This is a genomic window from Myxococcus sp. SDU36, from assembly GCF_030168875.1.
GTDB classification, from domain to species: Bacteria; Myxococcota; Myxococcia; order Myxococcales; family Myxococcaceae; genus Myxococcus; species Myxococcus vastator.
Map to the genome: position 1 here is coordinate 4,580,177 of NZ_CP077414.1, position 14,249 is coordinate 4,594,425.

At 66.7% G+C, this 14,249-nt stretch carries 12 protein-coding genes; all 12 read right to left on the bottom strand.

Going from position 1 to position 14,249, the window contains the following annotated elements; all coding sequences use genetic code 11:
• Positions 1 to 5 precede the first annotated feature (5 nt).
• The 12 genes from KGD87_RS18065 to pilM all read right to left on the bottom strand — a co-directional run bounded on the left by KGD87_RS18065 (position 6) and on the right by pilM (position 14,126).
• Complete coding sequence (locus tag KGD87_RS18065) at positions 6 to 950, bottom strand: ExeA family protein (protein WP_284661426.1); 945 nt, start codon at positions 948 to 950, stop codon at positions 6 to 8.
• A 27-nt stretch (positions 951 to 977) separates the two neighbouring features.
• Complete coding sequence (sgmX, locus tag KGD87_RS18070; RefSeq protein WP_284661427.1) at positions 978 to 4,184, bottom strand: type IV pili formation protein SgmX; 3,207 nt, start codon at positions 4,182 to 4,184, stop codon at positions 978 to 980.
• 189 nt (positions 4,185 to 4,373) lie between these two features.
• The gene (gene accC / locus KGD87_RS18075) at positions 4,374 to 5,759 is read right to left on the bottom strand and encodes an acetyl-CoA carboxylase biotin carboxylase subunit (protein ID WP_284661428.1); all 1,386 of its coding nucleotides are present in this window, start codon (positions 5,757 to 5,759) and stop codon (positions 4,374 to 4,376) included.
• 73 nt (positions 5,760 to 5,832) lie between these two features.
• Positions 5,833 to 6,432: an acetyl-CoA carboxylase biotin carboxyl carrier protein gene (gene accB, locus KGD87_RS18080; protein ID WP_284661429.1), complete on the bottom strand. Its 600-nt coding sequence runs from the start codon at positions 6,430 to 6,432 to the stop codon at positions 5,833 to 5,835.
• A gap of 43 nt (positions 6,433 to 6,475) precedes the next feature.
• Positions 6,476 to 7,054: an elongation factor P gene (gene efp / locus KGD87_RS18085; protein WP_163784123.1), complete on the bottom strand. Its 579-nt coding sequence runs from the start codon at positions 7,052 to 7,054 to the stop codon at positions 6,476 to 6,478.
• Positions 7,055 to 7,190: 136 nt separating this feature from the next.
• A complete protein-coding gene (locus KGD87_RS18090) occupies positions 7,191 to 7,553 on the bottom strand; it encodes a roadblock/LC7 domain-containing protein (RefSeq protein ID WP_140794779.1) in 363 nt (120 codons plus the stop codon).
• Positions 7,554 to 7,617: 64 nt separating this feature from the next.
• Positions 7,618 to 8,271 carry a hypothetical protein gene (locus KGD87_RS18095; protein WP_284661430.1) on the bottom strand — a complete coding sequence of 218 codons (654 nt, stop codon included), beginning with the start codon at positions 8,269 to 8,271 and terminating at the stop codon, positions 7,618 to 7,620.
• 38 nt (positions 8,272 to 8,309) lie between these two features.
• The gene (locus KGD87_RS18100) at positions 8,310 to 11,030 is read right to left on the bottom strand and encodes a type IV pilus secretin PilQ (protein WP_284661431.1); all 2,721 of its coding nucleotides are present in this window, start codon (positions 11,028 to 11,030) and stop codon (positions 8,310 to 8,312) included.
• Positions 11,031 to 11,087: 57 nt separating this feature from the next.
• A complete protein-coding gene (locus KGD87_RS18105; protein ID WP_284661432.1) occupies positions 11,088 to 11,651 on the bottom strand; it encodes a pilus assembly protein PilP in 564 nt (187 codons plus the stop codon).
• A gap of 44 nt (positions 11,652 to 11,695) precedes the next feature.
• On the bottom strand, positions 11,696 to 12,322 hold the full coding sequence (locus KGD87_RS18110; protein ID WP_284661433.1) for a type IV pilus inner membrane component PilO: 627 nt from the start codon (positions 12,320 to 12,322) through the stop codon (positions 11,696 to 11,698).
• Positions 12,323 to 12,337: 15 nt separating this feature from the next.
• Positions 12,338 to 13,015 carry a PilN domain-containing protein gene (locus KGD87_RS18115; protein ID WP_284661434.1) on the bottom strand — a complete coding sequence of 226 codons (678 nt, stop codon included), beginning with the start codon at positions 13,013 to 13,015 and terminating at the stop codon, positions 12,338 to 12,340.
• Between the two features lie 28 nt (positions 13,016 to 13,043).
• Complete coding sequence (gene pilM / locus KGD87_RS18120; RefSeq protein WP_043712169.1) at positions 13,044 to 14,126, bottom strand: type IV pilus assembly protein PilM; 1,083 nt, start codon at positions 14,124 to 14,126, stop codon at positions 13,044 to 13,046.
• Between the last annotated feature and the right edge of the window lie 123 nt (positions 14,127 to 14,249).

Sequence of the window (14,249 nt, forward strand, 5' to 3'; positions counted from 1 at the left end):
AGCCGCTACAGCTTACCCAGCCCTTCGAGGTAGCGGTCGATCTCCGCGAGGTCCACCTTGCTGCTCGCCGTCCTGGGGAGCGTCGACGACGGAGCGCTCGGCCGCTCGGCCGCTTGCCCGGCGGGCGTGTTCACCCCGAGCAGGCCCAGGTTCTTCCCGATGCGATGCACCAGCTCCGCGGACACCGTCTGCTCGCGCGCGAGGAAGGCCTCGAAGAGCGCGTTGTCGCACAGGGTGTTGATGACGCGGGGCGAGCCGGACGAGTGCTCGTGCACGGCCAGCAGCGCCTCCGGGCTGAAGGGCATGCGCGGGCAGCCCGCGAGCCGGAGGCGGTGCTTGACGTAGGCCTCGGTCGACTCGGCGGTGAAGGGCTCCAGCCGGTAGCGCATGGCCACCCGCTGCGCGAGCGGCGGGTCCAGCTTCAGGTTCTTTTCGATTTCCGGCAGGCCGAAGAAGACGAAGGAGATGAGCTTGCGCTCCGGCACTTCCAGGTTGAGCAGCCCCCGGAACTCCTCCATCAGCTCGCGCGTCTCCAGCATCTGCGCCTCGTCGATGAGGACGACGGCCTTCTTGCCGGACTCGTAGATTTGGAGCAGCCGCTGGTAGAGCTGCGACAGCAGCGCCAGCTTCTCCTGCGCCGGATTCTCCACGCCCAGCTGCAGCGCGATGCGGCGCAGCAACCAGTTGGCGGTGATGCCAGAGTGGATGATGACGAGCAGCGCGGCCTCGTACTCGGACTCCGGAAGCGAGTCGAGCATGCGGCGGGCCAGCGTCGTCTTTCCCGCGCCAATGTCACCGACGAGGATGGACAGGCCCTTCATGTAGCTCACCGCGTGCATCAGCCGGGTGAGCGCCTGCGAGTGCTGCGCCGAGTTGTAATAGAAGCGGCTGACGGGAGCGTTGGAGAAGGGCTCCTGGGTCAGCTCGAAGAAGTCCAGGTACGTAGTCATGGGCTCGCCGGACCTCGCGGGGTGCAACTACAGGTAGCCGACCTTGCGCGCCTTGGACGCGCCAGCCGCTGGTATCGGAGTCGTGGGCGCCGCGGCCCCCGCGGGTGCGGGCGGACTGCTGGTGGCCTTGGCCCCATTGCCAGAAGGCGTCGGGAGCGGATCCTCCACCGGCTCCACGGAAGCCGCAAGCCGGGACACATGCCCGGCGACCTCCCGGTACTTCCCGTCCATCGCGGCCACGCGCTGGTAGTGGAAGAGCGCCTTGCCCGCGTCACCCTGGGCCTCGTAGGCCGTCGCCAGCTCGAAGCCGAGCGCCTTGGCCGCCTCGCCGGTGGCGTGGGGGTTGGCCAGGCCCTCGCGGAAGACCTCCACGGCCGCCGCCGCGTCGCCGCGCAGCAACTGGAGCATGCCCATCATGGTGATGCAGTCCAGTTCGCGCTTGCCGCCCGCGCTGCCCTGGCGGGCCACGTCGAACTCGTGGAGCGCGTCGTCGAGCAGGCCCATTTCCTTGTACGCGATGCCCAGGTCGTAGTGCGTGTCCACGTCCTCGGGCTTCACCACCTTGGCCAGGCTCTTCTTGAACTCGGAGAAGACCTCCTCCACCGAGTACTGGAAGTCCTCTTCCGCCGGCAGCGAGGTGGCCCCAGCGTCGTCGCCCAGGTTGTCGATTTCCCCGGCCAGCTCCGCCGCGAGGTCGAACGCGTCGCGCTCGCCCGTGGTCGCCTCGGCTTCCTCGTAGCCGTCCGTGACGGGCTGCACGCTCGGGATGTGCGCTGGCTCCGCGGACGCCTCCTCATGCTCCGCGCCGCCTCCCGCCTCCGCCGCCTCCAGCCGCTCCATCAGCTCGGCTGCGCGCGCGTGGCCCGGGAAGGCAATCATCACCGTCTCGAGAATCTCGCGCGCCTCTTCCAGCAGGCCCTGGTCGAGGAAGAATGACGCCTCGTCGCACTCCTCCGCCGCGGGCTCTTCTTCTTCATCGGCGGCGGCCTCGACTTCGGGCTCAGGCTCGGGCTCCGGCTCGGCCGCGGGCTCCTCGTAGGTGACCGGCTCCGACAGCGCGTCCGCGGGCTCCTCGTAGGCGACCGGCTCGGACAGCTCGTCCGCGGCCAGGTCCGGCACGTCCTCCACGAAGGGCTCGTCGTCCACGGCCACGACGGCGTGCGAGGCCGTGGGCTCCTCGAACTCCATCGGGTCGCCCAGCGCCGGGGCCCCGAACGGGTCGTCGTCCAGGTCGGCGGCCGTCAACGGCGCGGCCCCCACGCGCGTGGGCGCATCCTCCAAATCCAGCGGAGGAGGCGCCTCGTCGTCCAGCGAGGGCACGTCCAGAGAGTCCAGCGTGGGAACCTGGAGCGTGTCCGGCGAGGCCTCGTCGAGCAGCGCCTGCGTGGGCGCGTGCATCTGCGTGGGCGGCGGCTCGTCGTCGTCCCCGAGCGACAGCGCCTCCATGGACGTGGCTTCGCCGTCGTCCACCAGCGACTCGTCGTCGAGCGAGTACGCCGCCGCTGCCGCCAGGTCATCATCGCTGGAGGCGACGAGCGGCTCGTCGTCGGTGACGCTGAGGCCCGGCTCGTCGGTCAGCGCGAACCGGTCGTCATCCGTCACCAGCGTCTCGTCCACTGACGCCGCCGCCAGGTCCTCTGGGTCTGGCGCGCCGTACACCTCGAACTCGCCCGAGGTGATGGCCTCGCCCACCAGCGCTTCCTCGCTGATGACGGTGGAGTCGCTGTCCTCCTCGATGACCTCGTCGGAGTCGCTCGAGGGCAGCGTGGTCAGCGCCAGCTCGTCACCGGGCGGGTGCAGGAGCGCGTCTTCCGGCGGCGGCGCGACGAGAATCTCGTCGTCGCTGGAGTCCACCAGGATGGCGTCCTCGCCCACCGACTCCACCACGGACACCGGCGGCGCGGCGACCACGGGCCCCGTCGTGCGCAGCACGGACAGGAACGCGGGCACCTCGGGATGGGCGGGGTTCTCCTGGAGGATGGTGGCCAGGTACGGCTGCGCGCGCTGCACGTCCGCCGTGCGCGTGCACAGGCGGAGCACGTTCAGCAGCTGCTCCGACGCCTGGGCCATGTTCCCGGACGCGACGTAGATTTGGTACGCCTTCTCGTGGGCGTCGAGGTTCTCCGGCTCGACGGAGAAGACCTTGCGCAGGTGCTCCAGCGCTTTGTCATGGAGCCCGTACTTGACGTAGACGTCCGTCTCCGTGAGCAGCTTGGCGAGCTGCTCGCGCCCCATCCCCGCTGGAGCGGGAGGCGCCACGGGCGCGGGCGCCGCCGCCGCGGGCTGGGGCGCGGGGCGCGGGGCGGGCTGAGGTGCCGCCGCGGGCTGGGGCGCCACTGGAGCGGGCTCGGGCGCGCGCCGCGCGACCAGGTCCGGGTCCTCGGGGTCCAGCACTTCAATCTGCGTCCAGACCGCCTCGGCCTCGGTGACGCGGCCGCGCTCCTGATGAATCTTGGCCAGCTCCTTGTAGACGGAGATGGTCTTCGACGTCTGGCCCAGGCCCTGGAACGCCTGCGCCAGCAGCGTGAGCGTCTCCACGTCGCGGCCATCGGCCTTGAAGCACACCTGCAGCTTCGCCAGCGCGCGCTTCTGGTCGCCGCGCTGCAGGTACGACGTGGCCAGCTCCTTCGACAGCGGGAGGTTGTCCGGCTCCAGCGCGGACAGCCGCTCGGCCACGCGGAGCCAGTCGTCCGCGCGGCTGTTGCGCTTGAGGTACTCGGCGGCGCGCTTGAACTCCTGGGCCGCCTCGCGCGCCATGTTCTCCCGCGCGTACAGCTCCGCCAGCTTGATCTTCGACGCCACGTTCTCCGGGTCGAGATCCACCATCTTCTTCAAGGTATCGAGCGACGACTTCGTGTCGCCCGCCTTGTCGTAGTGGTTGGCGACAATCTGGAAGTACGCCATCGCCTCGGACATCAGCCCGAGCTGCTGGTGAAGCTCCGCCAGCTTGAGGTTCACCTCCAGCAGGTTCGGATTGAGCTTGAGGACCTGCTTGTAGAGCGCGACGGCCTTGAGGAAGAAGCCGTCCGACGAGTAGCTCTCCGCGACCTTGGTGAAGAAGTGGGCGGCCTGCGGGTTGTCGTTCTTCTTCTGGTACAGCTCCCCCATCTTCTGGAGGACCCGGATGTCCTTCGGGTCGACCTCCAGGACCTTCTGGTACTCCTTGATGGCTTTGTCGTAGGCGCCCTTCGCGACGAGCTTCGCGGCGGCTTCGATGATCTTGTTCTTGTCCATCGAGCGGTGGGCTTCCAGCAGGCCGAAACCCCTTGAACTTCGCGGGTTTCCATCCTCAGCAAGGGGGAGTGTCGGAGGCTAACGGAAAGCTCCGACGCGGGTCAAGAAACGGCCCGGCTCCCCCCGGGGCCGGATCACCTGCTCGCGTGGCGGCCCGACAGGCGGGGATCCACACCAGGTGTATGGGTGCTACGGCGTCTCCTCGACGGCCTTCTTCAGCCGCCGGGAGCCCGTCTCGCTCGCGAGCAGACGCTCCACGAACCGGGTGTCGTAATTGCCCTCCTGGAAGGACTCTTCCGCGAGCGCGGCCCGGTGGAACGGGATGTTGGTGCGGATGCCTTCGACGACGTACTCGCCCAGGGCGCGCTGCATGCGGCGGATGGCCGTGGCCCGGTCCTCCGCGTGGACGATGAGCTTCGACAGCAGGCTGTCGTAGTACGGCAGCACCGTGTAGTTCTCGTAGGCGCCCGAGTCCACGCGAACCCCGTAGCCGCCCGGCACGCTGTAGCCCGTAATCTTCCCGGGCCAGGGGGCGAAGGTAATCGGGTCCTCGGCGTTGACCCGGCACTCGATGGCGTGGCCGCGAATCTGGATGTCCTCCTGCTTGAAGCGCAGGGGTTCCCCATAGGCCAGGCGGATCTGCTCGCTCACCAGGTCCACGCCCGTGACGAGCTCCGTCACCGGGTGCTCCACCTGGATGCGCGTGTTCATCTCCATGAAGTAGAACTCGCCGCGCTCGTCGAGCAGGTACTCGATGGTGCCCACGTTGTTGTACGCGAGCTTGCGCATCGCGTTCACGGACACCTCGCCCATGCGCTTGCGCAGCTCCGGCGTGAGCGCCGGGGACGGGCTCTCTTCAATGAGCTTCTGGTGCCGGCGCTGCACCGAGCACTCACGCTCGTTGAGGTGGACGATGTTGCCGTGCTCATCCGCCACAATCTGGATTTCGATGTGGCGCGGCTTCTCCACGTAGCGCTCGATGTAGAGGTCGCCGTTGGAGAACGACGCCACGGCCTCCGCCTGGGCGGTGGAGAAGGCCTGCGCCAGCGCGCCCGGCTCGCGGACGATCTTCATCCCCTTGCCGCCGCCACCGGCGGCGGCCTTGAGGATGACGGGGAAGCCAATCTCGCGAGCAAAGGCCTCCGCTTCACGCGGGTCCTTCACGGTGCCGGGGCTGCCGGGCAGCAGCGGGAGGCCCGCCTCGCGCGCGGCCTGACGGGCGCGCACCTTGTTGCCCATCATCCGGAGCATCTCCGGCCGGGGGCCAATGAAGCGGATCTTGCAGTTCTCGCAGACCTCCGCGAACTCGGCGTTCTCCGACAGGAAGCCGTAGCCCGGGTGGATGGCGTCCGCGCGGGTGATTTCGGCGGCGGACAGCAGCTGCGGGACGTTGAGGTAGCTCTCCTTGGACGCCGGCGGGCCGATGCACACCGCCTCGTCCGCGAAGCGGACATGGAGCGCGTTGGCGTCCGCCGTGGAGTGCACCGCGACCGTGGCGATGCCCAACTCCCGGCAGGCGCGGATGACCCGCAGGGCAATCTCCCCGCGGTTGGCGATCAGCACCTTCTTGAACACGTGGGTGTCTCCGTCAGGGCCGTCTTGAGGAGCGGCACGCCCGTGGGACACGGGCGGCGCGCGGGCCTCTTCGTCAGGCCACTTCGATGCGGAACAGCGCCTGGCCAAACTCCACCGGCCGGCCGTTCTCCACGAGGATCTCCGCCACCCGGCCGGACACCTCGGACTCAATCTCGTTCATCAGCTTCATCGCTTCGATGATGCAGAGCACCTGGCCCTTCTTCACCAGGGCGCCCACATCCACGAAGGGAGGCTGGTCCGGCGCCGGGGTCCGGTAGAACGTCCCCACGAAGGGGCTCGTCACCTGGTGGCCAGGCTTCTCCACCGGCTTCTCCGCGGCCTGAGCCGCCGCCGCGGCAGCAGCGGCCGGTGCCGGAGCGGCAACGCGAGGAGCGGCCGGGGCGGCGTACTCCCCCCCGGCGCTCGCGGCGACGGGAGACGGCGCGGCGTGGTGGACGATGGTCGTCTCGGGCCCCTGGCCGCGGCGGATGAAGAGCTTCTCCTCGCCGCGCTTCCAGACCAGCCTCGTGACGTCCGAGGACTCGAGAATCTCCACGATCTGCCGCAGGGCATCCACGTCCAGGGACGTGCCACCCGTGTCGGCCGTGCCGCTGGAGGCGGCTACCGTCCGCGCGGGCGCCTGGGCCCGGGTCGACTTGCGCTTCGTTGCCATAACTCGCGTCCCCTTCCCTCCGGCGTCGCTGCCGAGCTGCGAACTAACCCCTGGTGGCCACGCGCGTCAGGTACTTGCCGTCACGCGTATCAATCTTCAGCACGTCGCCCTCTTCGATGAAGAGCGGGACGTTGACGGAGTAGCCGGTCTCCAGGACGGCGGGCTTCAGCGCGCCGGAGACGGTGTCGCCGCGGATGCCCGGGTCACACTGGGTGACCTTGAGGTCCACGGAGTTCGGCAGCGTCACACCAATGGCCTTGCCATTGTAGAAGAGGACACTGACGTTGATGTTCTCCTTCAGGAAGTTCTTCGCCTCTCCGAGCACCTTCTCACCGAGGAAGGTCTGCTCGTAGTTGCGGGTGTCCATGAAGTAGAACTCCTCGCCCTGGACATAGAGGTACTGCATGTCCTTCTCCTCGATGTCGGGCTTGCCCACCTTCTCACCGGACTTCAGCGTGGGCTGGAGCACGCGGGCCGTCAGGAGGCTGCGAATCGTGGTGCGCACGAACGCGGAACCCTTGCCGGGCTTGACGTGCTGGAAATCGACGATTTCAAACGGCTCACCGTCGATTTCAATCTTCAGACCCTTGCGGAACTCGGACGTATCGATGACACCGGCCATGGGGACCGACTCCTTACAGACTCGCAGCAGCGAAAGCTTGAAAAGTCCGGGGTGTCTAGCCCATGCGCCCCTTCCATGGGAAGGGGAAAGCAGCGGCGGAAGCGTCGCCTGGATGACTGCTGGCCGGGGCGTCCGACTAGAGCTCGGCGCGCACCTTGGGTGCGGTGACGCGCAGCACGTAGCGGCCCTTGCCGAAGTTGCCGTCCGCGTGAAGGGCGAGCACCAGGAAGTAGTCCGGTGACACCAGCCGCATCACGGTCAGCACCTTCTCACTGTTGACGCTGACCTCGCTCACGGTGCCCGTCTTGAGGGTCTCCGCCGCGTTGCGCAGTTGGGTGAGGAGGTTGGCGTACTCCACCCAGGCGCCGTTGAGGTCCAGCTCGGCGCTCTCATCCTTCTGGAACGTGTCGACGGAGATGCCATCGAAGCCCATCACGCTGCACGCGAGGGCTCCGTCGACCTGGTTGACCACCGACTCGAGGTGCGTGCGGAAGGACATGGGTAGAGGCTCTTAGAAAGACGGCCGGGGCCCGGTCAAGGGCCCCGGCGGGCTTGGGAACAAGTTATTCCTCGATCTCTTCGCACGTCGGGGGGTAGCCATCCTGGCCACCAGGGCCGCCGCACGGGCCATTGAACTCAAGGATCGTCCCCTCCGGGCAGGTGAAACCGGAGTTGTAGACCGTCACGGGGTAGGCAATCTCGTTGGACTCCGCCTTCGCGCCAGTCGCGGTCTTTCCAGTCAGCCGGACCCGGACAGTGAACGAGGCTGAGCTTCCGGATCCTACCTGCGTCAACAGGGTCTCACGCGCATTGCCCCCCAGCAGATCAATGATGAGCATGCTGTTGGACGTGGAACTCGAAGGAATCGCGAAGTGAGTGGGGTAGGCCTCACTCTCCAGCGTCGGTCCCACGCCCTGGGTTTCGTAGGCCAGTTCGATGTGCGTGACATAGACCGCCGTGGCGTCACCCTCACCCGTGACAGGATTTTCCCCGACTTCCACCTCCGACAGAGTGAAGCCACTCCGCACGGAAAGTCCCGCCAAATAGCGGTTGGCGGTTGCAAGATCCACTGAGCCTCCACCACTGGCAGCCCCCGCCTGATTCACTGCGCATGACTCATCCGGGATGTAGGCGTTGAAGATCTGGATTGCGGGAGGATTGTCGACGCAGCCGGACATGACCAGAGCCAGCGGCACCGCGAGATAGAAGTTCTTCATGTGCGAACGTTCTCCTGCACGAGGACGACGATGGACCCCTATAGGGTCTGCGCGATGGTCTGCCGGTTGAGAATGCGAGGCGTGATGAAGATGAGCAGTTCCTGCCGGGTATCGGACTCCGTGTTGTTCTTGAAGAGCAACCCCAACACCGGAATCCTCGACAGGAACGGCACCGCGTTGACCTGCGTTGCGCCGCGGCGGACATAGATGCCGCCAATCACCGTCGTGTCGCCATCCTTCACGAGCACCTGGGTGTTGGCCTCCTTACGCTGGATGGAAGGCTGACCGTTGGCACCGGTGCTGGAGGGGTCCGGCTGGTTGTTGGACGCGTTGATGGACATCAACACGCTGCCGTCCTGGGTGATGTGCGGCGTCACCTCGAGAGACAGACGCGCCTCCACGAACGTTGTGTTCACACCCTGAGCGGACGTCTGGCTGAAGGGAATCGACACGCCCTGGCTGATACGCGCGGTGTTGTTGTCGAGCGTCGTCACCTTGGGCGCGGAAATAGTCTTTACCGTGCCTTCGTTCTCCGCTGCGGAGAGGCGCAAGTTGAGCTGCAGCGCGCCACCCGCCGAACCGAAGGTGAAGCCCATGGCGCCACCGATGCCCTGCCCCGTACCCACTGGGAGGTTCACCGCGAAGTTCGGGTTGTCCGGGAGGCCCGGAGCCGCTCCCGTCACACCGCCCGTCACGGCAAGGTTGTTCGGGAAGATCAGGCCCGTCGCATTGCCCGTCGCCTGTCCAGCACGCGCCTGACCGCCCCACTGAACACCGAGCGACCGGCTGAAGGTGGTGTTGGCTTCCACGATGCGGCTCTCAATGAGCACCTGCGGCGTCTGCGTATCCAGGCTGCGAACCAATGAACGCGCCCGCTCGGTGTTGGAGCGCACGTCCTTGACGATGAGGACGTTCGTACGCTGATCCACCGTGACCGAGCCCCGCTCGCTCAGTACGTCCTTCACGCGAGCGGCCATCTCCGAGGCCACAGCGTAGTTCACCGGGATGAGGTTGACCATCAGGTCCTCTTGCCGCTGGAGTGACGCCTTGCGCTCCTGGCGCAGACGGGCCTCCTCCTCCAACGTCTTCAGCGGCGCGATCCGGATGATGTTCCCGAACTCCTCCTTGCCCAGCGCCTTCGTGCGAAGCACGAGGTCCAGCGCCTGGTCCCAGGGAACATTCCGCAGCCGGATGGTCACGCGGCCGCTCACGTCGTCCGCCACCACGATGTTCTTCTTGGAGATCTCCGCGATGACGCGGAGGAGGTTCTGGATGTCGATGTCCTTGAACTCGAAGGACACCCGCTTCCCGCGATAGCGGGCCTGCTGCGGCGCGCCCTCGGCCGCGTAGGCAGACGCTTCGGTGGTGAAGCCGGCGGTCCGCTGAGCGACGGCGACCTCTTCCGTCTTCACGCCCTTGACGTCCAGGCGCCACGTCAGCGTGCTGCCGCTCTGGGACACCTTCTCCGTGATGGCCCCATCAGCGGCCACCACCAAGCGCACCTTGCCGCCATTCCCTGGCACGCTGAAGGCGCTGATCATCTTCACCGGCGTCTCCAGGGCGCTGGTGTCGAGGCTCCGCTCCAGCTTCTTTGGAAGCCGCGCGGATTCCAGGGTCAGCACGGCGCTGCGGGGATCCGGCCGGTCGACCTTCCACGCCGCCGTGCCGGACAGCTTCATCACGATGCGGCCACCCGCGCTGTTCTCCTCGAAGCGGACGTCCTTCACCTCCACCACCGAGGGGGCCTCGGCCTTCGCGGGGGCCTGGCGAAGTGGCTCGACCTCCGTCACGGACGCAACGACTTCCTGCGCTTCAGACGCCGGCGCGGCCTTGCGGGCCACGGCACCACCGAGCACGACCTCCAGCCCGCGGCTGGCACGGTCCACGCGATAGGCGGGCATCTTTCCGCGCACATCGAGCACCAACCGCACCTTGTCGGAGTGCGCGCCTACGCGCACCTCGCGCAGCGAGCCAGAGCCCACCCGCGGAGCCCGAGTCGCCAGCCCGACACCAAACAGGTCGACTGCCAACCGAGGCGGATCGGCGAGCTCCAGCACCTCATACCGGGCGATGTCGCCGTCGGCCCGGATGCGCAGTGTATCGTTCGCGAAGGACAGGGCGGTGATGCGCTGAGCCGGGTTCGCGACCTCGCGCTCGTCTGCCTCGGCAGCCACCACGTTCTCGGGCAGCGCGGCCTTGGCAGGCCCGGTATCGGCCTTCTTCGGTTCGGTGGAGCGCACGGCGACCGTCACCGGCGCGCTCGGCTTCGCCTCGCTCTGGACCGAAGCGGCGCCTGGCTTCGACGAAGCCTCAGCGCGTGCCGCCTCCGGAGGGGAGGCCACCGGCTGCGCTGCGCCGTCCACCGAGATCACCACCCGGTTGCCATCCGCGCGGACGTCATACTGAGACGCCTTGTCGAGCGCCAGGAGCACCCGGCCAACGCTCGCGCGCTCGTCCGAGAACTGCGATGCGACGACACCGGAGACCGGGCCCGAGCCATCGTGGTGGCCCTTGATCCCCGTCGCATCCGCCGACGAGAGGTCCACCACCAGGCGCTCCGGCCCACTCAGGCGGAACACGGTAAAGGTCGGTGGCCGGGTGCCGGTCACCACCACCTGGGCGCCCGAGCCCGTGCGGGACACATCCAGTCCCCGCAGCGTATTCAGCTCGGCGCCATGCACCCTGGCGCCCACAAGAACGACCGCCCACGCGGCCGCCAACATCCACTTGCCCCTCGTCACAGCGCTCTCCTCGAGCATGCGTCCCCTCAACAAGTTGGAAGCGGGCCACCGCCCGCGGGAGCGCCTTGGAGGGCGCTACTCTCCGAAATTCCTGCCCGTCATCATGTTGTAGGCGGGGTCCTTCTTCGCATCAGGCTTCAGCTGCAACATCACCGGATTCTTGATGATCTCGCCGTTGCCCGAGAACACCTCAGTGACAGTCACGGAATCACGGAGGATTTGCGTCACCTTGCCGCCCTGGCGCCCCATCCGGGTGTTGCGGCGCACGATGTGTCCCCGGCCAGCGGGGTCTTCGACCATGGCCATCGGACTCGCATCACCCGTGACGACCGCCACCAGCTTCAGCTGGTCCAGATCGAACGCGCAGAGCGGCTCGCTGCAGGCGGACACCGGATTGGCGTTCACCGGCCCCAGGTCTTCGATGGGGCTTCGGAACGGGTCTCGCTTGCCCACCGGGTTGTATGTGTAGGCGTAGGCCGGTGCGGTCTGGGCCACGGCCTCCACGGGAGCCTCCTTCATCGGCGCTGCCGCTGCCGCCTTGGGCTTCGCGGCCTTCGGCGCCGGGCTGGGCGTCTCGTCGCACGCGGCGAGCGCCAAGGCGAGCATCGCGGTGGTCATGGTGGCCTTGAACGTCTTCATCCTCAATCCCCTTGTCGCCCTACTTCTCGGGCGGATCAAGTTTCTTATTTCTTCGCCTTGGCGTTCTTGGTCTTCGCGTCCGCAGCGGGGAGGTTCTTCTGATCCACGAACCGGAACGTCGTCGCGAGGAAGCTGCTCTGAAGAACGACCTTCTCGTTCTTGAGCGTGGCTGAATCGAGCTTGATGTTGTTCACGTTGACGATGCGCCGCATGTTCGCCATCTCCTGAAGGAAGATGGCGATCTCATGGTAGTTGCCGCTCACCGTCATCTTGATGGGGATGCGCGCGAAGAACTCGCCCCCGCCCACGGACTCCTTGTCGGGCGTCACGCTGGAGATCTGCAGGCCGCTCTTCTTGCCAATGTCGTTGATCTGCGCGAGCAGCTCTTCGATGTCGCGCTGCTCGGGCAGCTCCGTCAGCGCCTCGGAGAGCTTCTGCTCGAGGACGTCCATCTCACGCCGGCGCTCGTTGAGGTTCTGGGCGATCTCGCTCTTGTCGGCCAGTTCCATGTCCAGCTTCCGGCGCTGCGCGACCTGCGCCTTGATGGCCTCCTCCGTCGGCTGGATGAGCATGAAGAAGTTGGCGACCGTGAGCACGACCACGACGGCGGCCAGGCCACCGAACTTGATGGCCGGTGGCGCCTTGACGAATTGATCCAGGTACTTGTCCATGGCGAACGGCCTTCTTCAGATGGCGTAGTTGGACTTCAGGGAGATCTTGAAGTCGACCAGCGCGGGTGCACCAGACTCGGTCGACTTGCCCTGCGTGGCGTTCTTCAAGTCGATGCCCGTGAAGAATGGAGTGACCTGCGCCTGGGGGAACTCTTCGATGGTCGCTTCCGCGGTCAACAACTCCACCCGAGACGTCTTGCTCTCGCGCCGCTCGTCGACCAACCGGCCCATCCCCTTAGGCGTCCAGACGACGCTGTTGAGCCCCCGCATGAACTCCGCGACCTCGTCATGGCTCACCGCGGAGCCATCGATGGACACAACGTCCTTTGCCTCGACGAACGACTTCACCCACACCTTCTTGGGTGTGGCCGAGGCGAGCGCATCCAGCATCCGAACGGGCCCGTTGCGCCCCTTGCGCAGCGAGTCCAGCACGGCCAGCTTCTTCTCGACCTCGGCCTTGCGGGTGTTGATGTTCTTCACCTCGCCGATGATCTTCTCCAACTCGGCGATCTTGGCCTTGGCCGTCGCGACGCCCTGGCGGTGCGACGCCAGCTCCGTGTCGCGGTTGTCGTACCAGGCGTAGTTGGCCACGGCAGCGCCAACCAGAACCACGGCGAAGAGGACCAGCACCTGCCGGCCCATCTCGCGCTTCTTCACCGCCCGGACGGGCAGCAGGTTGATGCGAATCATCATGTGCGTCGTCTCCAGTGGGGGGGTCCGGTCAGGCCAGCTTGTCGCCCGGGCGCCGCAGCGCCAGTCCCACTGCCACCGCGGCCATGGGCGCCACGTCCATGATGAACGCGGGGTCGAACTTCCGGTTGTCCACTTCGATTTTTCGGAAGGGGTTGAGGATCTCCACCGGCACGCCGGTGCGCGCTTCAATGGTCTTGAACAGCGCGGGAATCTTCGCCGTGCCACCCGACAGGTAGACCTTGCTGAAGTTCGAATCAGCGGCGGTGCCCGCGTAGAAGTCGAGTGAGCGCTGGATTTCGCCCGCGACCTGCTCCGCCACGCTGGAGAGCACGCGCTCCACGTCCTGCGGCACCACCGCGTCCGCGTCCGCGCCGTTGCCACCAATCTTCAGCGCCTCGGCCTCCTCGTAGGAGACGTTCAGCTGCTTCTGAATCTCCTCGGTGAACTGGTTGCCACCGATGGTGACGTCGCGGGTGAAGACCGTCGCGCCGCTGGAGATGATGTTGATGTTCACCACGGAGGCGCCCGCGTTGATGAGCACCACCGTCTCGCGGTCCGGCACGTCGTAATTGACGGAGAACATGTTCTGGACGGCGAAGGCGTCCACGTCCACCACCACCGGGGCCAGGCCGGCCTCGGAGACCACCGTGGTGTAGTCGTTGATCATGTCCTTCTTGGCCGCCACCAGCAGCACGTCCATCTGCCCCGTGGCGTCGTTGCCGCCGCCGTCGAGGATCTGCGTGTCGATGTTCACGTCCTTCACATCGAACGGGATGTACTGCTCCGCCTCCCACTGGATGCTCTCCTCGAGCTCGTCCTGGGACATGCGAGGCATCTGAATCTTCTTGATGATGACCGAGTGGCCGGAGACGCCAATGGCCACGTCCTTGCCCTTCACCTTCAGCTCGGACATCAGGTCCTGCACGGCCTGGACGATGGCCGTGGAGTTCATCAGCGCGCCGTCGACGATGGCCTCTGGAGGCAGCGGCTTCATCCCGAAGCTCTGCAGCGCGTAGATGACCTCGCCGCGCTTGCGCTGCTCCTTGAGCAGAATCATCTTGATGGACGTCGATCCGATATCCAGGCCGAGTACCAGTTTGCCCTTCGCCATGCTTGACTCCGTCGAGAGGCGGCCAGCGTAGCACTGGCCGTCAACCCCTCCTAAAAAGTGCCTGGAGCCCGCCTGCCCTCCGGACGGACGGGAGCCGCGCACCACATACTGCGCCGGGCCCCT